This window comes from Hydrogenophaga sp. FW305-3-2-15-A-LB1, from assembly GCF_058787875.1.
The window spans coordinates 24,123-44,654 of record NZ_JBYTAE010000038.1 but is presented as its reverse complement, the minus strand read 5'-3'; the positions used below and the strand labels follow the sequence as shown (position 1 = coordinate 44,654).

18 protein-coding genes are annotated in these 20,532 nt (G+C 68.9%); 13 read left to right on the top strand and 5 right to left on the bottom strand.

Annotation, left to right across the window (positions count from 1 at the left end):
- The first annotated feature begins 148 nt into the window (after positions 1-148).
- From phnD to phnY, 6 genes are read left to right on the top strand one after another with little or no spacing between them, the layout of a single operon-like run.
- The gene (gene phnD, locus AC3WPZ_RS13470; RefSeq protein WP_382325808.1) at positions 149-1,012 is read left to right on the top strand and encodes a phosphonate ABC transporter substrate-binding protein; all 864 of its coding nucleotides are present in this window, start codon (positions 149-151) and stop codon (positions 1,010-1,012) included.
- A complete protein-coding gene (gene phnC, locus AC3WPZ_RS13465) occupies positions 1,009-1,839 on the top strand; it encodes a phosphonate ABC transporter ATP-binding protein (RefSeq protein ID WP_444687763.1) in 831 nt (276 codons plus the stop codon). Before phnD ends, phnC begins: the two co-directional genes overlap by 4 nt.
- Positions 1,836-2,654: a phosphonate ABC transporter, permease protein PhnE gene (phnE, locus tag AC3WPZ_RS13460; protein ID WP_382322612.1), complete on the top strand. Its 819-nt coding sequence runs from the start codon at positions 1,836-1,838 to the stop codon at positions 2,652-2,654. The genes phnC and phnE overlap by 4 nt, the downstream gene beginning before the upstream one ends.
- On the top strand, positions 2,654-3,901 hold the full coding sequence (phnA, locus tag AC3WPZ_RS13455; RefSeq protein WP_492440036.1) for a phosphonoacetate hydrolase: 1,248 nt from the start codon (positions 2,654-2,656) through the stop codon (positions 3,899-3,901). The genes phnE and phnA overlap by 1 nt, the downstream gene beginning before the upstream one ends.
- A gap of 9 nt (positions 3,902-3,910) precedes the next feature.
- Positions 3,911-5,011 (top strand): iron-containing alcohol dehydrogenase PsrA, encoded by a 1,101-nt coding sequence (psrA, locus tag AC3WPZ_RS13450; RefSeq protein WP_492434504.1) that lies wholly within the window; start codon positions 3,911-3,913, stop codon positions 5,009-5,011.
- A complete protein-coding gene (gene phnY, locus AC3WPZ_RS13445; protein WP_444687760.1) occupies positions 5,008-6,462 on the top strand; it encodes a phosphonoacetaldehyde dehydrogenase in 1,455 nt (484 codons plus the stop codon). The genes psrA and phnY overlap by 4 nt, the downstream gene beginning before the upstream one ends.
- Positions 6,463-6,469: 7 nt before the next feature.
- On the opposite strand, the gene AC3WPZ_RS13440 is transcribed toward phnY, so the two are convergent.
- Positions 6,470-7,402 carry a LysR family transcriptional regulator gene (locus AC3WPZ_RS13440; protein WP_382322609.1) on the bottom strand — a complete coding sequence of 311 codons (933 nt, stop codon included), beginning with the start codon at positions 7,400-7,402 and terminating at the stop codon, positions 6,470-6,472.
- A 141-nt stretch (positions 7,403-7,543) separates the two neighbouring features.
- Here AC3WPZ_RS13440 and AC3WPZ_RS13435 point away from each other — a divergent pair, with 141 nt between their 5' ends.
- The 6 genes from AC3WPZ_RS13435 to AC3WPZ_RS13410 are packed head-to-tail and all read left to right on the top strand — an operon-like array spanning position 7,544 to position 14,670.
- The gene (locus tag AC3WPZ_RS13435) at positions 7,544-8,389 is read left to right on the top strand and encodes a fumarylacetoacetate hydrolase family protein (RefSeq protein ID WP_382327809.1); all 846 of its coding nucleotides are present in this window, start codon (positions 7,544-7,546) and stop codon (positions 8,387-8,389) included.
- Positions 8,390-8,417: 28 nt separating this feature from the next.
- A complete protein-coding gene (locus AC3WPZ_RS13430) occupies positions 8,418-10,514 on the top strand; it encodes a hydantoinase/oxoprolinase family protein (RefSeq protein WP_492440034.1) in 2,097 nt (698 codons plus the stop codon).
- Positions 10,511-12,265 carry a hydantoinase B/oxoprolinase family protein gene (locus AC3WPZ_RS13425; RefSeq protein WP_382322608.1) on the top strand — a complete coding sequence of 585 codons (1,755 nt, stop codon included), beginning with the start codon at positions 10,511-10,513 and terminating at the stop codon, positions 12,263-12,265. Before AC3WPZ_RS13430 ends, AC3WPZ_RS13425 begins: the two co-directional genes overlap by 4 nt.
- Before the next feature lies 1 nt (position 12,266).
- Complete coding sequence (locus AC3WPZ_RS13420) at positions 12,267-12,650, top strand: hypothetical protein (protein WP_382322607.1); 384 nt, start codon at positions 12,267-12,269, stop codon at positions 12,648-12,650.
- Positions 12,647-13,675, top strand: coding sequence for a CobW family GTP-binding protein (locus AC3WPZ_RS13415; RefSeq protein WP_382327811.1), 1,029 nt, complete (start codon positions 12,647-12,649; stop codon positions 13,673-13,675). Before AC3WPZ_RS13420 ends, AC3WPZ_RS13415 begins: the two co-directional genes overlap by 4 nt.
- A gap of 32 nt (positions 13,676-13,707) precedes the next feature.
- A complete protein-coding gene (locus tag AC3WPZ_RS13410; protein ID WP_492434737.1) occupies positions 13,708-14,670 on the top strand; it encodes a Bug family tripartite tricarboxylate transporter substrate binding protein in 963 nt (320 codons plus the stop codon).
- A 7-nt stretch (positions 14,671-14,677) separates the two neighbouring features.
- Here AC3WPZ_RS13410 and AC3WPZ_RS13405 read toward each other — a convergent pair whose 3' ends face one another.
- From AC3WPZ_RS13405 to AC3WPZ_RS13390, 4 genes are all read right to left on the bottom strand, one after another.
- Positions 14,678-16,294: a gamma-glutamyltransferase family protein gene (locus AC3WPZ_RS13405; protein WP_492434501.1), complete on the bottom strand. Its 1,617-nt coding sequence runs from the start codon at positions 16,292-16,294 to the stop codon at positions 14,678-14,680.
- Complete coding sequence (locus AC3WPZ_RS13400; protein WP_492440031.1) at positions 16,291-17,481, bottom strand: metal-dependent hydrolase family protein; 1,191 nt, start codon at positions 17,479-17,481, stop codon at positions 16,291-16,293. The genes AC3WPZ_RS13405 and AC3WPZ_RS13400 overlap by 4 nt, the downstream gene beginning before the upstream one ends.
- A gap of 3 nt (positions 17,482-17,484) precedes the next feature.
- Positions 17,485-18,459, bottom strand: coding sequence for a Bug family tripartite tricarboxylate transporter substrate binding protein (locus AC3WPZ_RS13395; RefSeq protein WP_492440029.1), 975 nt, complete (start codon positions 18,457-18,459; stop codon positions 17,485-17,487).
- A gap of 138 nt (positions 18,460-18,597) precedes the next feature.
- Positions 18,598-19,530, bottom strand: a complete 933-nt coding sequence (locus AC3WPZ_RS13390) for an MBL fold metallo-hydrolase (RefSeq protein WP_492440027.1) — start codon at positions 19,528-19,530, stop codon at positions 18,598-18,600.
- A gap of 98 nt (positions 19,531-19,628) precedes the next feature.
- Here AC3WPZ_RS13390 and AC3WPZ_RS13385 point away from each other — a divergent pair, with 98 nt between their 5' ends.
- Positions 19,629-20,528 (top strand): LysR substrate-binding domain-containing protein, encoded by a 900-nt coding sequence (locus tag AC3WPZ_RS13385; protein ID WP_492434498.1) that lies wholly within the window; start codon positions 19,629-19,631, stop codon positions 20,526-20,528.
- Positions 20,529-20,532: the final 4 nt, after the last annotated feature.

Genomic DNA, 20,532 nt, shown 5'->3' with positions numbered 1-20,532 from the left:
GAGTCGACAGAACCACCGGACGCTCGTGATTTTTCATCGTTGTCACAGGCGCGTCACACCCGGCTGAAAAACTCCAAGCCGGGCAAGTCCGCTCAGTCGAAGATGGAGAATTTTCATGCCCCTACAAACCCCCGGAGACAAGCTCATGATGAATCGCAGAAAGGTGCTGATCGGCACCGCCGCCACCGTGGCCGGCACGATCGCCTTCCCCGCCCGCTCGCAACAGGTGCTCACCGTCGGCCTGATCCCGTCGGAAGACTCCCGCGCCATGATCGCCAACAGCCAGAAGATGATGGACATGCTGTCCGCCGCGCTGGGCATGCCGGTCAAGCCCTTCGTGGCGGCCGACTACAACGGCGTGATCGAGGCGCTGCGCTCCAAGCGCCTGGACGTGGCCTACCTCGGCCCGTTCTCGTACGTGCTCGGCGCCACCATCGCGCCCATCGAGGCCTTCGCCGTGGCCGAAACCAAGAAGGCCGGGCGCACGTTCTATTACAGCCAGGTGATCGCGCACAAGGACAGCGGCATCAGGACCGTGGCCGACTTGAAGGGCAAGACCTTCGCCTTCGTCGATCCCAGCTCCACCTCGGGCCACCTGTTCCCCAAGGCCGGTCTCATGAAGGCCGGCTTCGACACCGACAAGGACTTCGGCCGCGTGATCTTCTCGGGCTCGCACGACTCCAGCGCGATCGCCGTGCAGAACAAGAAGGTGGACGCCGCCGCCATCGCCGACCGCATCCTGGACGCGGCCATCGCCAAGGGCCTGGCCAAGCGCGAGGACCTGGTCGAGGTGTGGAAGTCCGACCCCATCCCCGAGTCGCCCACCGTGTGGCGCACCGACCTGCCGGCCGATCTCAAGAAGCGCGTGCAGGCCGCCTTCCTGCAGGTCAAGGACATCCCCTGGTCCGACCAGGGCCAGCTCAACGGCTTCCACCCCACCAACGACGCGGCCTACAACGTGATCCGCGACACCGCCAAGCTGCTCAACCTCGATCTGAGGAAGATGAAATGATCGAGATCCGCAACCTCACCAAGCGCTACGGCGACTTCGTGGCCTTGCACGATGTCAGCCTGAGCGTGGCCAAGGGCGAGTTCGTGGTGATCCTGGGCGCCTCGGGTGCGGGCAAGTCCACGCTGCTGCGCTGCATCAACCACCTCGCCGAGCCCTCGGGCGGCGAGATCCGGGTGGACGGCGAGCTCTCGCGCGGCGACCGCGCCGGCCTGCGCAAGGTGCGCCGCGACGTGGCCATGATCTTCCAGCACTACAACGTGGTGCCGCGCCTCTCGGTGCTGAAGAACGTGCTCACCGGCCGCCTGGGCTCCATGCCCGCGCTGATGTCGTGGTTCCAGCTGTTCCCGCGCGAGGACATCGACGCCGCGCGCGAATGCCTGCGCCGCGTCGAGCTCGAGCACAAGGCCGACGTGCGCACCGACACCCTCTCGGGCGGGCAGAAGCAGCGCGTGGGCATCGCCCGCGCCCTGGCGCAGCACCCCAAGGTGATCCTGGCCGACGAACCCGTGGCCAGCCTGGACCCCAAGACCTCGCGCAAGGTGCTGCGTTACCTGCAGCAGGCCAGCCGCGACTCCGGCATCACCGTGATCTGCAACCTGCACCAGGTGGACTACGCGCGCGAGTTCGGCCAGCGCGTGATCGGTGTGGCCGGCGGCCGCATCGTGTTCGAGGGCCGGCCCGACGAACTCACCGACGAGGTGCTGCAGCGCATCTACCCCGGCGGCCTCGAAGGCCCCACCCCACCCGACGCACCGGCGGCCTCGGTGGCCGCGCCGTCCCCTGTCGCGGCGCACGCCGCTCCCCAACTGGCTTTGGAGCAACCATGATCGGCATCGGACGCTACAACCTGCTCGTCGCCAAGAGCGGCGGCAACGACGGCTGGTGGAAATACGCCGTCACCGGCCTGGCCCTGCTCGCCGTCATCTGGTGGGCCGCCATCGGCAGCCAGGTCAGCTTCAGCGAACTGGTCAAGGGCGCGCCCTGGATCGGCGACTTCCTCTCGCGCATGTTCCCGCCCAACTGGGAATTCGCGTCCAAGCTGGTCACGCCCGCCATCGAGACCGTGCAGATCGCGATCTGGGGCACGCTGCTGGCTTTCGTGCTCGCGGTGCCGGTGTGTTTCCTGGCCGCGCGCAACCTCTCGCCGCACCCCGTGGTGTTCCACTTCATGCGCCAGGTGCTCAACATCATGCGCGGCATCAACGAGATCATCCTCGCGCTGATCTTCGTCGCCGCCGTCGGCCTGGGCCCGTTCCCCGGTGTGCTGGCCCTCGCCTTGCACGGCGCCGGCATGCTGGGCAAGTTCTTCGCCGAGTCCATCGAAGACATCGACCAGGGCCCGATCGAAGCCCTGCGCTCCACCGGCGCGGGCCCGATCCAGATCATCATCTTCGGCGTGCTGCCGCAGGTGGTCACGACCTGGATCGCCGTCATCCTCTACCGCTTCGAGACCAACCTGCGCCAGGCCACCGTGCTGGGCATGGTGGGCGCGGGCGGCATCGGCTTCGAACTGGTGGGCAGCATGAAGCTGTTCCAGTACCAGGACACGGCCACCTGCATTCTCGTGATCGTGGCCATGGTCATGACCGCCGATTACGTTTCCAGCAAGCTTCGCGCTTGGATCCAACAAGGAGCACGTTGATGGCCCCGGACCAATTCAAACTCAAGGTCAATGACCGCGAGTACAACAAGCCGGCGCAGCCGGTGGTGGTGGTGTGTGTCGATGGCTGCGAGCCCGACTACATCACGCAGGCCATCCAGGCCGGCGTGGCACCCTTCCTGAAAAAGATGCTGGCCAAGGGCACCTCGCTGGTCGGCGACTGCGTGGTCCCCAGCTTCACCAACCCGAACAACCTGTCCATCGTCACCGGCGCGCCACCCTCGGTGCACGGCATCTGCGGCAACTACTTCCTCGACACCGCGCTGGGCGAGGAAGTGATGATGAACGACCCGGCCTACCTGCGCGCCGAGACGCTGCTGGCCGCGTTCTCCCGGGCCGGTGCGAGCGTGGCCGTGGTCACCGCCAAGGACAAGCTGCGCACCCTGCTGGGCCACCAGCTCCAGGGCGGCATCTGCTTCTCGGCCGAGAAGGCCGACAAGGCCACCGTGGCCGACAGCGGCATCGACCGCGTGCTCGAGCTCGTGGGCAAGCCCGTGCCCTCGGTCTACAGCGCCGACCTGAGCGAGTTCGTGTTCGCCGCCGGCGTGAAGCTGCTGGAGGCGCGCCGCCCCGACCTGATGTACCTCTCCACCACCGACTACGTGCAGCACAAGTGCGCGCCGGGCACGCAGGGCGCGAACGACTTCTACGCCATGATGGACGGTTACCTCGCCCAGCTCGACGCGCTCGGTGCCGTGATCGCGCTCACCGCCGACCATGGCATGAGCCCCAAGACCGACGCCGCCGGCCAGCCGCGCATCGTCTTCCTGCAGGAGGTGCTGGACGAAACCGCCGGGGCCGATGGCAGCCGCGTGATCCTGCCCATCACCGACCCCTACGTGGTGCACCACGGCGCGCTCGGCTCCTTCGCCACCGTCTACCTGCCGCGCGGCGCGAACGCCCGCACCATCGCCAGCGCCCTCATGAGCCACGACGGCATCGAAGCCGTGCTCACGCGCGACGAGGCCGCCGAACGCTTCGAGCTGCCGCCCGACCGCATCGGCGACCTGGTGGTGATCTCCGACCACCTCACCGTGCTGGGCACGCGCGCCGCCGAACACGACCTCAGCGGCCTGACCGTGCCGCTGCGCTCGCACGGCGGCCTGTCCGAACAGAAGGTGCCGCTGCTGTTCAACCGGAAGCTGCAAGGCCTGCTCCCCGGGCGCCGGCTGCGCAACTTCGACATCTTCGACCTGGCGCTCAACCACGCCGTGCTCACGACCGCCTGAAGGCTTTCCATGACCGCGAACTACTTCAATCCCGTGCACAGCGTGTACGGGCCAGGGGCCCTGTTGTCTCTGCCGAAGCTGCTGGGGGGCCGCAGGGCCGCCCTGGTGACCTTCCCCGAGGCGCGCCAGCTCGGCCTGCTGGCCCGGCTGGAGGGCGTGCTCGGCGCGCAGCTGGCCTGCGTGATCGACCAGGTGCTGCCCAACCCCGACGTGGCCGAGCTCGCCGCGACGCACGAGGCCTTCTGGCGCGAACACGCCGACGTGGAGGTCATCGTGGCCGTCGGTGGCGGCAGCGCCATCGACACCGCCAAGGCGCTCATGGTCGGCACCGCCAGCGGCCGCTTCCAGGAGCTGGTGGACCTGCTGGCCACCGGCGCGGCCTTCACGCCGCACGCGGTCAAGACCCTGATCGCCGTGCCCACCACCGCCGGCACCGGCAGCGAGGTCACGCCCTGGGCCACCATCTGGGACCGGGAAAGCCAGAAGAAGTACTCGCTGCACCTGCCGCAGACCTGGCCCACGGCGGCCCTCATCGACCCCGAGTTGATGCTCTCGCTGCCGCCCGCGGTGACGCTGCAGAGCGGGCTCGATGCCTTGTCGCACGCGCTCGAATCGATCTGGAACGTCAACGCCAACCCGGTCTCGGACGCGTTCGCGATCTCGGCGGTGAAGGACATCCTGGACGTGCTGCCGCGCCTGATGCGCGAGCTCGGCAACCTGGAGCTGCGCGGGCGCATGGCGCTGGCCGCGCTCAAGGCCGGCATGGCGTTCTCCAACACCAAGACGGCGCTGGCGCACTCCATCTCGTACGAGATGACGCTGCGCTACGGCCTGCCGCACGGCATCGCCTGCTCCTTCCCGCTGCCCATGGTGCTGGCGCGCGCCATCGGCCGCCGGGACGACCGCGACGCGGTGCTCGAGCAGGCGCTGGGCGGGCCGCTGTCCAGCGCCCCCGTGCGCCTGGCGCGCTTCATCGAACAGTTCGGCGTCGGCACGCGCTTCTGCGACTACGGCGTGAGCGACGAAGAAGCCGAACAGATGGTGCTGCACGCCCAGGGTGGCGCGCGCGGCAAGAATTTCATTGGCAGCGCCGAGGAGACCCTGGCATGAACGCACGCAACCCCTTGCGCGACAGCGAACACTTCCGCGCCGAGGCGCTGCGCATCGGCGGCGAGCGCATCGCGCGCGAACGCACGCTCGACGTGATCAACCCCTACAACCGCGAGCGCGTGGGCACGGTGCCCCTGGCCACGCTGGACGATGTGCGCCGCGCGTACCACATCGCCCACGCCTACCGGGCCCAGCTCACGCGCTACGAGCGCTCCAGCATCCTGCAGAAGGCCTCGGCCCTGCTGCGCGCGCGCGCCGACGAGGCCTCCACGCTGATCACGCTGGAGTCGGGCCTGTGCAAGAAGGACTCGATGTACGAAATCGGCCGCGTGGCCGACGTGCTGGTGTTCGGCGCCAACGAGGCGCTGCGCGACGACGGCCAGGTGTTCTCGTGCGACCTCACGCCGCACGGCAAGAAGCGCAAGGTCATCACCATGCGCGAGCCGCTGCAGGGCGTGATCACCGCCATCACCCCGTTCAACCACCCCATGAACCAGGTGGCGCACAAGGTGGTGCCCAGCATCGCGACCAACAACCGCATGGTGCTCAAGCCCTCCGAGAAGGTGCCGCTCTCGGCCTACTTCCTGGCCGACATCCTGTACGAGGCCGGCCTGCCGCCCGAGATGTTCCAGGTCATCACCGGCGACCCGCGCGAGATCGCCGACGAGATGCTGGTCAACGAGCACGTGGACCTGATCACCTTCACCGGCGGGGTGCCCATCGGCAAGTACATCGCGCAGAAGGCCGGTTACCGCCGCATCGTGCTCGAACTCGGCGGCAACGACCCGCTGATCGTGATGGAGGACGCCGACCTCGACAAGGCCTCCGACCTCGCGGTGCAGGGCTCGTACAAGAACTCGGGCCAGCGCTGCACCGCGGTCAAGCGCATGCTGGTGCAGGCCTCGGTGGCGGCCGAGTTCACCGAGCTCGTGGTCGAGAAGACCCGCCGCTGGCAACACGGGGACCCCATGGACGGCGCGATGGACATGGGCACGGTGATCGACGCCCAGGCCGCCGAGCGCTTCCAGGCCCTGGTGAACGAAGCCGTGTCGCAAGGCGCGCGCCTGCTCACCGGCAACCAGCGCGAGGGTGCGCTCTACGCGCCCACGGTGCTGGACAACGTGCGGCCCGAGATGACCGTGGTGCGCGAGGAAACCTTCGGCCCAGTCTCGCCCATCATCACCTTCCGCGACATCGACGAAGCCATCCGCATCTCCAACGGCACGGCCTACGGTCTCTCGTCCGGCATTTGCACCAACCGCATGGACCACGCGACGCGCTTCGCGAAAGAGCTGGTGGTGGGCACGGTGAATGTGTGGGAAGTGCCGGGCTACCGCATCGAACTCACGCCCTTCGGTGGCATCAAGGACTCGGGCCTGGGCTACAAGGAAGGCGTGCAGGAGGCCATGAAGTCCTTCTGCAACGGCAAGACCTTCACCCTGCCCTGGTGAGCCGGGGCTAGAGGGCCGGTGAACCGCCGGGCTCGCTGAGCCGGTTGCCCCAGCCCTCCACCGTCTCGCGCAGCATGCGCGCGACGATCTTGCTCGCCGGCGTGAGCTGGCCCTGTTTCGGCAGGGCCAGGGTCACGTGGCGCCGCAGGTCGGGGTTGACCACGCGCGAGGCGCGCAGCCGGCCCGCGCGCAGCTCGGCGTCGATGGAGAACGGCCCGAGCAGCGAGTACAGCCCGCGCGTGTGCGCCACCAGCTCGCGCTGCACGCGCAGCGAATCGGCCTCCACCTCGGCCTGCAGCACGAAGCCCTTGCTGCGCGCCGTCTCGTCCAGCACCGCGCGCCAGTGCGCGGGCCGCCGCGGCAGCACCAGGCGCAGCCCGGCCAGGCGCGCGAATTCGAAGGTGTCGTTCTGCGTCAATGGGTCGTCCGGCCGCGACACCAGGTAGGTGCCCGCCACGGCCAGCAGCTGCTCGTCCGCGCTGGTGGGCTTCTGGTAGCGGAACAGGATGGCCATGTCCACGCTGCCCATGTCCAGCAGCGTGTCCAGCTCGCCGCCCTGGCCCTCGCGCACGTTGAGCTTGATCTTCGGAAACTCCGCCTGCAGGCGCAGGAACACGTGGGTGATGAGCGGGTGCGCCGCCGAGGGCAGGATGCCCAGCCGCACCTCGCCCATGGGCTCGCCGGCGTCGATGCGGATGTCGGCCAGCAGCTGGTCCGTGTCGCGCACCCAGCCGCGCACGCGCGCCTCCACGTGGCGGCCCAGGTCGGTCAGCGTCACGCCGCGCCCGGTGCGCCGGAACAGCGCGCCGCCGCACTGTTTCTCCAGCTCGCCGATCTGCCGGCTGATGTGCGACTGCACCGTCTGGCGCAGCGCCGCTGCCTTGGTGAAGCTGCCGAGTTCGGCCACCTCGAGGAACAGCCGGAAGTCGTTGGGGTTCATGGGGTCTCCGGTTCTGATATGCCAATCAAGGCATGTCTGAAATCTCCGTTTGCATTCTAGGCAGATGGCGGGCGCTTTCCTAGACTGCGTCCCCATCACCCCCGCGCTGCCCGCAGCGCCCCACCCGGAGACAAGCCCACCATGCGTTTCGCCAGCTTTGAGACCGACGGCCGCGCCACCTACGGGGTGGTCGGCAGCGACGGCCGCCACACCCCGGTGCCCGCCGCCTTCCAGGCGCGCCACGCCGACCTGAAAGCCGCCATCGCCGCCAACGCGCTCGGTGAACTGAACGGCCTGGCCGGCCCCTCGCTCGCGCCCGAGCAGGTGCGCCTGCTGCCCGTGATCCCCAACCCCGGCAAGCTGATCTGCGTGGGCCTGAACTACAAGAGCCACGTGGCCGAGACCAAGCGCGCCGACAGCGAACACCCCTCGCTGTTCCTGCGCTTCAACGACAGCCTGGCCGCGCACGGCGACACCGTGCTGCGCCCCGCGTTTTCCGACCGCTTCGACTGGGAGGGCGAACTCGCCTTCGTGATCGGCCAGGGCGGCCGCCACATCGCGAAGGAAGACGCCTTCGAGCACATCGCCGGTTATGCCTGCTTCAACGACGTGAGCGTGCGCGACTGGCAGAAACACACCCACCAGTTCACGCCCGGCAAGAACTTCCCCGGCACCGGCCCCTTCGGCCCCTGGCTGGCCACGCGCGACGAGGTGCCCGACGTGACGAAGCTGCAGCTCGAAACCCGCGTCAACGGCCAGGTGATGCAGCACGCCAGCGTGGGCGACCTGATCTTCGACATCCCGACCATCGTGGCCTACATCTCGCGCTTCACGCCGCTCTCGCCCGGCGACGTGATCGCCACCGGCACGCCCGGCGGCGTGGGCGACCGCCGCGAGCCGCCGCTCTACATGAAAGAAGGCGACGTGGTCGAGGTCGAGATCACCGGCCTCGGAATTCTCCGCAACCCGATCGGCGTCACGGCATGACTGGCCGCACGCACCCGAGGAACACACCATGAGCAACACCAACCTCACCCCCCATGACGCGCGGCTGCGCGTCGCCGTCGACATCGGCGGCACCTTCACCGACATGGCCGCCTTCGACGAAGTCACCGGCCAGCTGCTGTTCGGCAAGGCCCTGTCCACCCATGGCCAGCTGGTCAACGGCATCCAGGCCACGCTGGACAGCGCGGACATCGACCTGCGCGACGGCCACCTGTTCCTGCACGGCTCCACCATCGCCATCAACACCCTGCTGGAGCGCAACGGCGCCAAGACCGCGCTGCTGATCACCGAGGGCTTTCGCGACATCTACGAGATCGGCCGCGTCAACCGGCCCGACGCCTACAACCTGTTCTTCAACAAGCACGAGCCGCTGGTCAAGCGCTCGCTGCGCTACGAAGTGGCCGAGCGCCTGCGCGCCGACGGCAGCACGCACAAGGCGCTGGACGAGGCCGCCGTGCGCGAGCTGGCGCGCGAACTCGGCGGAAAAAACATCGAGGCCGTGGCCGTGCTGCTGCTGCACTCCTACCGCAACCCGGCGCACGAACAGCGCGTGAAACAGATCCTGCAGGAGGAACTGCCCGGCGCCTTCGTCTGCGCCTCGCACGAGCTGAGCCAGGAATACCGCGAGTTCGAGCGCGTCTCCACCGCCGTGGCCAACGCCTACGTGGGCCCGCGCGTCTCGGCCTACCTCGGCCAGCTCGAAGAGCATTTGAGCAACAAGGGCTTCGAGGGCGACTTCTACGTGGTGCAGTCCACCGGCGGCCTGTTCCCCAGCGAGCACGCGCGGCGCGACTGCGTGCGCATGCTGGAGTCCGGCCCGGCGGCCGGCGTGATCGGCGCCCAGGCCATCTGCGCCCAGCTCGGCATGGGCGACGCCATCGCCTTCGACATGGGCGGCACCACCGCCAAGGCCGGCGTGATCAGCGAAGGCCGGCCGCTGACCACCGGCAGCGCGCTCATCGGCGGCTACGAGCGCGCCCTGCCGATCCAGATCCCGATGATGGACATCCATGAGGTCGGCACCGGCGGCGGCTCCATCGCCCGCGTGGAAACCGGCAACGCGCTGCGCGTGGGCCCGCAGAGCGCGGGCTCCATCCCCGGCCCCGTGGCCTACGGCCGCGGCGGCACCGAACCCACCGTGACCGACGCCAACCTGGTGCTCGGCCGCCTCGACGCCGACCACTTCCTCGGCGGCGAACTCAAGCTCGACCTGGCCGGCACGCAGCGCCAGATGGAAGAGCGCGTGGCCAAGCCCCTGGGGCTGGACACCACCGCCGCCGCCGACGGCATCCTGCGCATCGCCGTCACCCAGATGTCGCACGCGGTCAAGGCCGTGACCACCGAGCGCGGTCTGGACGCCGGCAGCTTCACCATGGTGGTCTACGGCGGCGCCGGCCCGCTGCACGCCTCGGCCATCGCGCGCGAGATCGGCATCCGCAAGGTGCTCATCCCGTACGCGCCGGGTTATTTCTCGGCCTACGGCATGCTGTTCTCCGACCTGCGCTACGACTACGTGCGCTCGGTGTTCCGCAAGCTCAACGACGTGTCCTTCGACGAGATCGAAGCGCTCTACAAGGGCATGGAAGACGAAGGCCGCGCCGCGCTCGCCGCCTCCGGCATCACGCCCGACGGCATCGTGATCGAGCGCGCCGCCGACATGCGCTACGTGGGCCAGGAGCATGCCGTCACGGTGGACCTGCCCGGCGCTTTCTTCGTGGACAAGGACCGCTCGGCCATCAAGAACCACTTCGACCAGGTGCACAAGGTGCGCTACGGCACCTCCGCGCCTCAGGAAGCGGCCGACCTCGTGAGCCTGCGCGTGACCGTGCTCGGCACCATGAAGAAACCGCCGCGCCACCATGTGGACGAAGGCGCGGCACAGCCCGAAGCCGCCGCCCTGCGCGGCACCAAGCCGGTGTACTTCCGCGCCGGCGGCTGGGCCGACACGCCCATCTACAAACGCGACCTGCTGCGCGCCGGCAACCTCATCAGCGGCCCGGCCCTCATCGAAGAACACGCCTCCACCACCGTGGTCCAGCCCGGCGACGAACTGCGCGTCGACGGCCTGGGCAACCTGCAAATCGCCATCGGGAGTGACCGCTCATGAACACACGAGACCTGCCCAGCACGACGGTTGACCCCGTCACCGTCGAGATCATCCGCAACGGCCTGTTCGCCGTGACGGAGGAGATGAAGACCAACCTCACGCGCACCGCCTACAACCTCATCATCTACGAAGCGCTGGACTTCACGGTGGGCCTGTTCACCAAGGAAGGCGACACCGTCTCCATCGGCCTGGGCCTGCCCATGTTCATCCGCGGCATGGCCGAGACGGTGAAGGCGAAGATCAAGCACTTCGGCGTCGAGAACATCAAGCCCGGCGACATCCTCGTCACCAACGACGCCTACACCACCGGCAGCCACCTGAACCACTTCACCTTCACCATGCCGGTGTTCCACGAAGGGCAGCTCGAAGGCTTCACCTGCTGCATGGCGCACTGGCTCGACGTGGGCGGCACCCTGGGCAACGTGACCACCGACATCTTCAGCGAAGGCATCCAGATCCCGATCGTGAAGTACCAGCGCGAAGGCGTGGTCAACCAGGACCTGATCGACATCATCGCCATGAACGTGCGCATGCCCGAGCGCGCGCTGGGCGACCTGCGCGCGCAGATCACCGCCATCACCACCGGCGAGCGCCGCTACGTGGAGCTGCTGCAGCGCTACGGTGCCGACGCGGTCAACGGCTCGATCCGCCAGATCATGGACTCCAGCGAGGCCGTGGCGCGCAAGAACACGCTGTCGATCCCCGACGGCGTGTACGAAGCCGAGTCCTACATGGACGACGACGGCCTGGAGATCGGCAAGCGCATCCCCATCCGCGTCAAGGTCACCGTGAAGGGCGACGAGATGACGGTGGACCTCTCCGACGTGAGCAAGCAGGTGCGCGGTTTCTACAACTCGGGCTTCACCACCGGCATCGCCTGCGCGCAGGTGGCCTACAAGTGCCTCACCACGCCCACCGACTACCCGGTCAACGACGGCAGCTTCCGCTCGCTCAAGGTCATCATGCCTATGGGCACCGTCATCAGCGCCGAGCGCCCCTACCCGATGCGCGTGTGGATGACCTTCCCCATGACGGTGATCGACACCATCTTCAAGGCGCTCGCGCCCGCGATTCCCGACCGCGCCATCGCCGGCCACCACGCCGACCTGGTGTTCCCCAACATCCACGGCATCTCGCCCGAAGACGGCCGTTTGTTCATCGTGGGCATCGGCCCGCTGGGCGGCGGCTGGGGCGCCAAGAGCACCGAAGACGGCGTGTCCGTCACCGTCTGCATCAACGACGGCGACACCCACAACAGCCCGACCGAACAGCTCGAAGCCAAGTACCCGGTGCTGGTCGAGAAGTACGAGATCCGCCAGGACAGCGCGGGCGCCGGCAAGTACCGCGGCGGCCTGGGTGCCGAGATGGTGGTGCAGGCGCTCTCGCCCTTCACCGTCACCACCCGCATCGACCGCGTGCACTGCAAGCCCTGGGGCCTGGAAGGCGGCGGCGACGCCATGGGCAACGGCCTGGCCGTGCGCCACAAGGGCGAGTGGAAGAGCGACCACCTCAACGCCAAGATCTTCAACGTGCGCCTGGAGCGCGGCGACGCCTACAAGATGCTCTCGGGCGGCGGCGGTGGCTTCGGCAGCCCGCTGGAGCGCGAGGCCGAGAAGGTGGCCGAGGACGTGCGCGAAGGCTATGTGAGCGCCGAGGTGGCGCGCGAGGTCTACCGCGTGGCGCTCGACGGGCAACAGCAGCTCGACGCCGCCGCCACGGCCCGGCTGCGCGCCGCCGCCGCGCAGGCCTGAGATGGACGCCGCCACCGTGGCCGCCGCCGACCCCCGCGCCGCCCGCCTGCTGGGCCTGTGGAGCCGCCTGAGCGCCCAGCACGTCACGCTGGGCTCGGGTTGCGGCTGCGGCGTGGGCGGGGTCAGCGTCTCGCTGCAGGACTTCGAGCTCGACATCGCCGACTACCTCTGGGCCGAGAGCGAGCGCCTGGGCGTGCCCAGCGTGGAGGCCTTCCTGCTGCAGCCCGGGCCGATCGCCGAACAGCGCCAGCCGGTGATGCAGCTGCTCACCCGCCTGGAAGCGGGCGAGGCCGACGAAGCCGATGCCGACTGGCTGCTCACGCGGCTGGCGCGCACGCTCGAATCGTTTGCCAAGCTGCATGGCCCCATGGGCGAGATGTCATGACGAAGGCTGTGCCTGTCACCGTGCTCACCGGCTTCCTCGGCAGCGGCAAGACCACGCTGCTCAACCGCCTGCTGCGCGAGCCCGGCATGCAGGGCACGGCCGTGGTCATCAACGAGTTCGGGTCCGTCGGGCTCGACCACGACCTGGTCGACCACACCGAAGAGAACATGGTGCTGCTGGCCAACGGCTGCATCTGCTGCACCATCCGGGGCGACCTGGTGGAAGCTTTCGAGCGGCTGGCCGCCACGCCGGCCGCGCAGCGTGGCGAGCTGCGCCACGTGGTGCTGGAGACCACCGGCTTGGCCGACCCCGCGCCCATCCTGCACACGCTCATGGGCGACCCGCGCCTGCAGGGTGCGTGGCGCCTGGCGGGCGTGGCCTGCACCGTGGACGCCTGCCACGCCATGGCCACGCTGGACCAGCACCCCGAGGCCGTGAAACAGGCCGCGGTGGCCGACCGCCTGCTGCTCACCAAGACCGATCTCGCGGCGGCGCCCGAGCTCGAACCGCTGGTGCAGCGGCTGCGCGACATCAACCCGCTGGCCGAGATCCGCACCGACGCCGACGGTGCCCTGAACGCCCTGCAGGCCTTGCTGGCGCGCCCGGCCGCCGCCTTCACCGCCGTGCCCGACACCGGCCGATCGAGTTTCTTTCCCGCGTCCGGCGGGCACGGTGCCAGCCGGCACGACGACCGCATCCGCTCGCACGTCATCGTGCGCGATCGGCCGCTTTCGCGCGAAGGCTTCTTCGCCTGGCTGGACATGATCGCGAAGATGCGCGGCGACGACCTGCTGCGCGTCAAGGGCATCGTGCACCTGGACGACGACCCGGAGCACCCGCTCGTCATCCACGGCGTGCAGCACCTGTTCCACCCGCCCGAGACGCTGCCGCGCTGGCCCAGCGACGACCGGCGCACGCGCATCGTCTTCATCACGCGCGGCATCGATGCCGAAGACATCGACGCCACGCTGAGCGTTTTCGAACGGCGCCGCGCGCGCCGCACCCCCGCCCCTCAACCCGATTGACCACAAACCCGAAGGAGACAGACATGAAGTGGATGAAGCATTGGATGACCGGCCTCGCCCTCGCCGCCGTGGGCGTGGCACCCGCCCTGGCCCAGGGGAAATTCCCCGACAACATGATCAAGCTCATCGTGCCCTTCGCGGCCGGTGGCGGCGTGGACGGCGCGGCGCGCCTGCTCGCCAAACAGCTGCAGACCGACCTGGGCGTGACCGTGGTGGTGGACAACCGCGCCGGCGGCAGCGGCACCATCGGTGGCAAGGCGGTGCAGACCGCGCACCCCGATGGCTACACCCTGCTGTTCTCGGCCGCCACGCACGTGCTCGCCAGCCACGTGCTGGCCACGCCGCCCTACGACCCCGTGACCGACTTCGCGCCCGTGGCCCGCACCGGCGAGGCGCCGCTGCTCATCGTGATCCCGCCCACCGCGCCGCAGAAGAACCTGCGCGAGGTGATCGACGCGGCCGGCAAATCCGGCAACCACTGGAACGCCGCCATCCCCGCGCTCGGCGCGCCCAGCCACCTCGCCACGCTGCTGCTGGCCAAGCAGGGCAAGGTCAACTTCACCATGACGCCCTACCGCGGCACGGCGCCCGCCGCCACCGACGTGGCCGGCGGCCACGTGCAGGTGCTGGTGGATTCCATCATCTCGCTGCAGCCCATGGCCAAGGGCGGCCGCGTCAAACCCATCGCCCAGACCGGCGCCAAGCGCAGCAGCATCGCCCCTGATGTGCCCACGGCCGCCGAGAGCGGCTACCCCGGCCTGGTGTACGTGTCCTGGTACGGCGTGTGGGCGCCCAAGGGCACGCCGGACGACCGCGTGCAGTTCCTCAACAAGGCCATCAACAAAGCCACGGAAGAACTGGCCAAGGCCGGCTCGCTCGCCTCGCTGGGCGTGGAGCCGGTGGTGGAATCGGTGGACACCTTCCGCAAGTACATCGCCAGCGATGTGGCGCAGAGCGCGGGCCTGTTGAAGGAGGCCGGGTTCAAGCCGGAGTGAGCACCCGTCAACAGCCCACGGCCTGCCCGTCGCGCCGGGGGTCGCTGGCGGCCACGTAGCCCGCCCCTTCGCCGTCCAGGCGCCAGATGAACTGCCCGGCGCCGAAGTCCTGGTAGGCGTCGTCGATGGTCTTCACGCGGTGGCCGCGCCGCTCCAGCTCGGCGACGGTCTGGCGGTTCATCGCGCTTTCGACGTTGATGTCCAGGCCCTGGTCGAAGCGCCAGCGCGGCGCGTCGCAGGCGGCCTGCGGGCTCTGGCCGTAGTCCAGCATGCGCGCCAGCGTCTGCATGTGGCCCTGCGGCTGCATGTTGCCGCCCATCACGCCGAAGCTCATCACCGGCTGGCCGCTATGGGTGAGGAAGGCCGGGATGATGGTGTGGAACGGCCGCTTGCCCGGCTGCACGGCGTTGGGGCTGTTGGGGTCCAGGCTGAAACCATGGCCCCGGTTCTGCAGGCTGACGCCGAAGCCCGGCTCCACGCAGCCCGAGCCGAAGCCCATGTAGTTGCTCTGGATGAAGCTCACCATCATGCCGTTCTCGTCGGCCGCCGTGAGGTACACCGTGCCGCCGCGCACCAGGTTGCCGGCGCCGAAGGTCTGGGCGCGGCCCATGTCGATCAGCCGCGCGCGGGACGCGAGGTAGCCGTTGTCCAGCATCTGCTCGGGCGTGACCTGCAGGTGGCGGCTGTCCGCGACGTGTCGGTACACGTCGGCGAAGGCCAGCTTCATGGCCTCGATCTGCAGGTGCTGCGAGTCGGCCGAATCCACCGGCAACGACGCCAGGTCGAACTGCGCCAGGATGCCCAGCGCCATGAGCGCGGCGATGCCCTGGCCGTTGGGCGGTATCTCGTGCAGCGTGTAGCCCCGGTAGTCGCGCGAGATCGGGGTGACCCATTCGGGCTGGAAGCTGGCCAGGTCCTGTTCGCTCAGCACGCCGCCGGCGTCCCTCACGAAACGCACGAGGGCCGCCGCCACCTCGCCGCGGTAGAAGGCTTCGCCCCGGGTCTCGGCGATGGCGCGCAGGGCGCGGGCCGCCGCGGGAAAGCGGAAGCGCTCGCCGATGTCCGGCGCGCGGCCGAAGGGCAGGAAGCTTTGCGCGAAGCCGGGCTGCGCCGCCAGCTCGGGCGCGCCGGCCTTCCATTTCTGGTGCACCACGGGGGACACGCCGTAGCCGCCCTCGGCCGCCTCGATGGCGGGCTCCATCAGGTCGGCGAACGGCAGCTTGCCGAAGCGCGCATGCAGCGTGGTCCACGCGGCCACGGCGCCGGGCACGGTCACCGCGTCGACGCCGCGCTTGGGCGGTGTCTTCGGGTCTTCGCCGTACTTGCGGCGGAAATAGTCCGTTGACCAGCCGGCCGGCGCCGGCCCCGAGGCATTGAGGCCATGCAGCCCCTGGCCGTCCCACAGGATGCAGAAAGCATCGCTGCCCAGCCCGTTGCTCACGGGCTCCGTGATGGTCAGCGCGGCGGCGGCGGCGATGGCCGCGTCCACCGCGTTGCCGCCCTTGAGCAGCATGCGAAGACCGGCCTGCGCCCCCAGCGGGGTGGAGGTCGACACCACGTTCCTGAAAAAGCCCGGCAGACGGACGCTCGCATAGGGGTTCTGAAAATCGAAAGGCAGGTTCATGTCAGTCCCGATTCGGGGCCGGCGACCACTTGCCCGGCCTTGATGACCAGGCGGTGGTGGCGCCGATCCGCCACTTGTTCGATCTGGGTGAAGGGATCGCCGCGCACGATCAGCATGTCGGCGATGTGGCCGGCCACCAGCGCGCCCCGGTCGGGCAGGTTCAACAGGTCGGCCGCCAGCGAGGTAGCGCCGACCAGCGCGGCCAGCGGCGACATGCCGCAGGCCACCATGTAGCGCAGCTCCTGCGCGTTGTTGCCGTGCGGGTTGCACAGCGTGCCGGTGTCGGCCCCCATCACGATGCGGCCGCCGGCGCGGTAATACAGGCCCACCGATTCGCGGTGCCGTGCGGCCACGCGCTGCGCCTTGGCCAGCGACGCGGCGGACACGGCCTGCGGGTTCAGCAGCACCTGCTCCACCGCGGCCAGCGTGGGCACCAGGAAGATCTGCCGCTCCAGCATCAGGCGCACGGTCTCGTCGGTCATGAACATGCCGTGCTCCACCGAGGTCACGCCCGCGCGCGCGGCGTTCAGGATGCCCTGGGTGCCGATCGCATGGGCGGCGGTGGGCTTGCGAAACCGGCGGGCCTCGGCCACGCCCGCGGCCAGCTCTTCCTCGGTGTACTGCGCGTCCTCGATGTCGGTGCCGGCGTGCAGCACGGCGCCGGTGGCCATCAGCTTGACGCAGTCGCAGCCCGCCAGCAGCTGCTCGCGCACCGCCTTGACCACCTCCTGCGGGCCGTCGGCCACGCGCGCGATCTTCCACTTGGTGCCGCCCGTCATGCAGATCACCTTGCCCGACACCCGGATGTACGGCCCGAGGAAACGCCCGGCGTTGCAGGCGTCGCGCACGGCGAACTCCACGTGGTCGACGCCGCCGCAGTCCCGCAGGGCCGTGATGCCGCCGCGCAGGGAGGCCTGCGCGTTCTCCAGCGCCTGCAGCGTCAGCGCCGCGTGGTCGTTGCCCTGCCCGGTGACGGTCTTGCCGTCGCCCGACATCGTGAGGTGCACATGGCAGTCGATCAGCCCGGGCAGCAGGGTGTCGCCGCCGAGGTCGAAGCGCGGCCCCTGGTAACCGGTGAAGCGGTCGGCCGGCCCCACCGCGTGGATGCGGCCGGCTTCCACCAGCACCGCGTGGCCCGTGGGCAGGACATCGCGCCCGTCGAAGACGGTTCCGTTTTCATACAGCATGCGTCAGTCGGCCTTGATGTTGGCGGCCTTGACCACCTTGGCCCACTTGGCGTACTCGCTCATGACGTAGGCCTGGGCTTCCTGCGGCGTGCCGCGCATCACTTCCACGCCCAGGCTCTGCCACTTCTCCTGGGCCTCCGGCGTGTTGACGGCGTCGTCGATGAGCTTGTTGAGCTTGAGCACGACATCGGGCGGCGTGGCGGCGGGCGCCATGATGGCGTACCAGGCCTCGAAGTCAAAGCCCGGCACGCCCGCCTCGGCGATGGTCGGCAGATCCCAGCCCTTGCTGCGCTGGGCGCCGGTCACCCCCAGGCCGATGAGCTGGCCCGATGCGATGGACGGCTTGATCACCAGCGGGCTCACGAAAGCCACCGGCACGCGCCCGGCCAGCAGGTCGGGCATGAAGGCGCCCGTGCCCTTGTACGGGATGTGCTGCATGTTGACGCCGGCGGCCAGCTTGAACAGCTCGGCCGCCAGGTGCGGCGAGGTGCCCGGACCGCCCGAGGCGTAGTCCACGCCGGTCGGCTTGCTCTTGAGGTAGGCGATGAGCTCCTTGACGCTCTTCACGCCCAGGGACGGGTGCGCCACCAATACCAGCGGGCCTTTGGCCACGATGGAGACGGCGGTGTAGTCGCCGACCTTGTAGGACGACGCGGCGCCGAAGATCGACGGGTTGACCGCGTAGGTCATGCCGTGCAGCACCAGGTTGTGGCCGTCGTGCGGCTGTCGCAGCACCGAAGCGGTGGCCAGGTTGCCCCCGGCGCCCGGGATGTTTTCGATCACCACCTGCTGCCCGAGGCCGGCGCCCAGCTTGGGGGCCAGCGTGCGCGCGAAGGTGTCGTTCGGACCACCCGGCGCCACCGGGACCACGAGGCGCACCTGGCGCACCGGGAAGTCCGTGGCCGCCGCGCTGGACACCAACCCGGCAAGGACCGCACCGAGGGTCGCCTGGACCCATGTCTTGACCATCTGATTCATGAAAGTACTCCATTTGCCCGCAGAGAACCCGCGCGCCCGGGGGCAAACCAGGGCGCAGCACATCGCGCTTTTTCTTGTCTTCCTCTACCGACCGCCGAGACGTTTCCAGGGTGGAGCGACTTGAGCCTCAAGCACAAGTCAGGCCTGCCCGTGGTCCACCTTCCAGGCATGGCCGCTGGCGTCCACATGCACCGTGTCGAAGTGCAGCGGCACGATCACCTGCGAGTCGGGCGAGGTGGTGTTCACCTCCTGCACAAAGGTCTCCGCCTGGGCCAGCGCCTCGGCCTGCGAGGCGCCATACGGCGCGGTCTGCACATCCCAGTGCGTGGCGATCACCAGCTTGGGCATGCCCACGCGGCGCAGCAGGCGGTCGGTGTAGTCGCGCACATGCAGCCGGGGGCGCGCGGCGGGCACCAGCGCGATCGTGGCGTCGATGTCCAGCAGGTCGCGCTCGATGTAGTTCATGGAGCCGAACACGACGATGCGGTGCCCGCCCCAGCGGATGTAATAACCCATCGTGCCGCCTTCGCAGTAGTCGATCATGCGCAGCGGCCGATCCACATCGCGCGGCACCTCGCCCCATTCGAAGTAGCGCTTGGCCGCCAGCGGCGAGTGCAGGCTGTTCACCACGCGGATGGCAATGTCGTCGAACTGGTAGTCCTCGCCGCCCTTCACCGTGATGAGCTGCTGCTCGTCCACGCCGTTGGCGCGCGCGATGTTGGTGGTGCTGTACGTCCCGATCACCAGCGCGCCGGTCTTGCGCGCGATGTGCGGCATGTCCATGCAATGGTTGAAATGCGAGTGCGAGATGACGATGTAGTCGGCGCTGTCAATGTGCCGGTCGACCAGCCCGGTGTCGGACGACAACACGTCCTGCGGACGAAAGATCGGCCGCGTGTCGCCGGGGGAGATCGGGGCGTCGGGGTCGCCGAAGGTCTTGCCCGCGTAACGCACGCGGGAGAAGTAGGGATCGACCAGGAGCACCGTTTTTCCGTCGGTGATCCGCCAGCCCGCGGCGCCGAAATGGGTGAGCTGCAAGGCGCACGCTTCAACGGATTTTTTGTCGCTCATGACCGCTTCTTTTTGATGGACGAGCGCCCATTCTGCGGACGGTTCAGTGATACTTCTAATACCGTTTTGCTATTTATTGATAGCTCAAAGATATCAACATGATCGAGTTGCGCCAGCTGCACCAGTTCGTCGCCGTCGCTGAAGAGTTGAACTTCCGCCGGGCGGCCCTGCGCCTTCACATGTCGCAGCCGCCGCTGTCCCATGCCATCAAGCGCATTGAAGAAGCGGTCGGCAAGCCCCTGTTCGACCGGGGCCGGCGCCACGTGCGGCTCACCCCGGTCGGCGAGATCTTCCTGCGCGAAGCGCGCCGCACCTTGGCGCAGGCGGCCCACGGCATGAGCCTGGCGCAGCGGGCCTCCGACGGCACCGCTGGCAGCATCCGGCTTTCTTTTGTGGCCAGCGCCGCGCTCGGGCCGCTGCCCGATCTCGTGCTGCTCTTTCGCAAGGAGTACCCGGGCGTCGAAGTCCTGCTGGACAGCGATACCACCGGCGGGCAGCTGGAGGCGCTGCGGCGAGGGGCCACGGACATCGCCCTGATCGTCGCGCCGCTGCAGGACTCCAAGGGCCTGGTCGTGGACCACTTCAAGGAAGAGAAGATCGTCATCGCCCTGCCGTCCTGGCACCCGCTGGCGTCGCGCAAGTCGATCCAGCTGAGCCAGGTGGCCACCGAGTCGTTCATCTCGTTCCCGTTCTCGGCGGGGCCCGGCTTCGAGAGCATCTTTCTCGCCGCCTGCCAGCGGGCCGGCTTCTTTCCGAAGGTGGTGCAGGAGGTCTCCCAGATGGTGACCAAGATCATGCTCGTGGCCAGCGGTGTCGGCGTCGCGCTGGTGCCGAGCTCCTTCGCCGCGATGCAGATGCCCCACGTGACCTACGTGCCGGTGCTGGAAGGCCGGCGTCCGCTGCGCTACAGCCTGGCGTTCGCGACGCAGGCGCGGCGCGACAACCCCCTGGTCGAATCGTTCCTGGCGCTGGCTTGCGGCAGCCAGCCTCGCGGGTGACGCC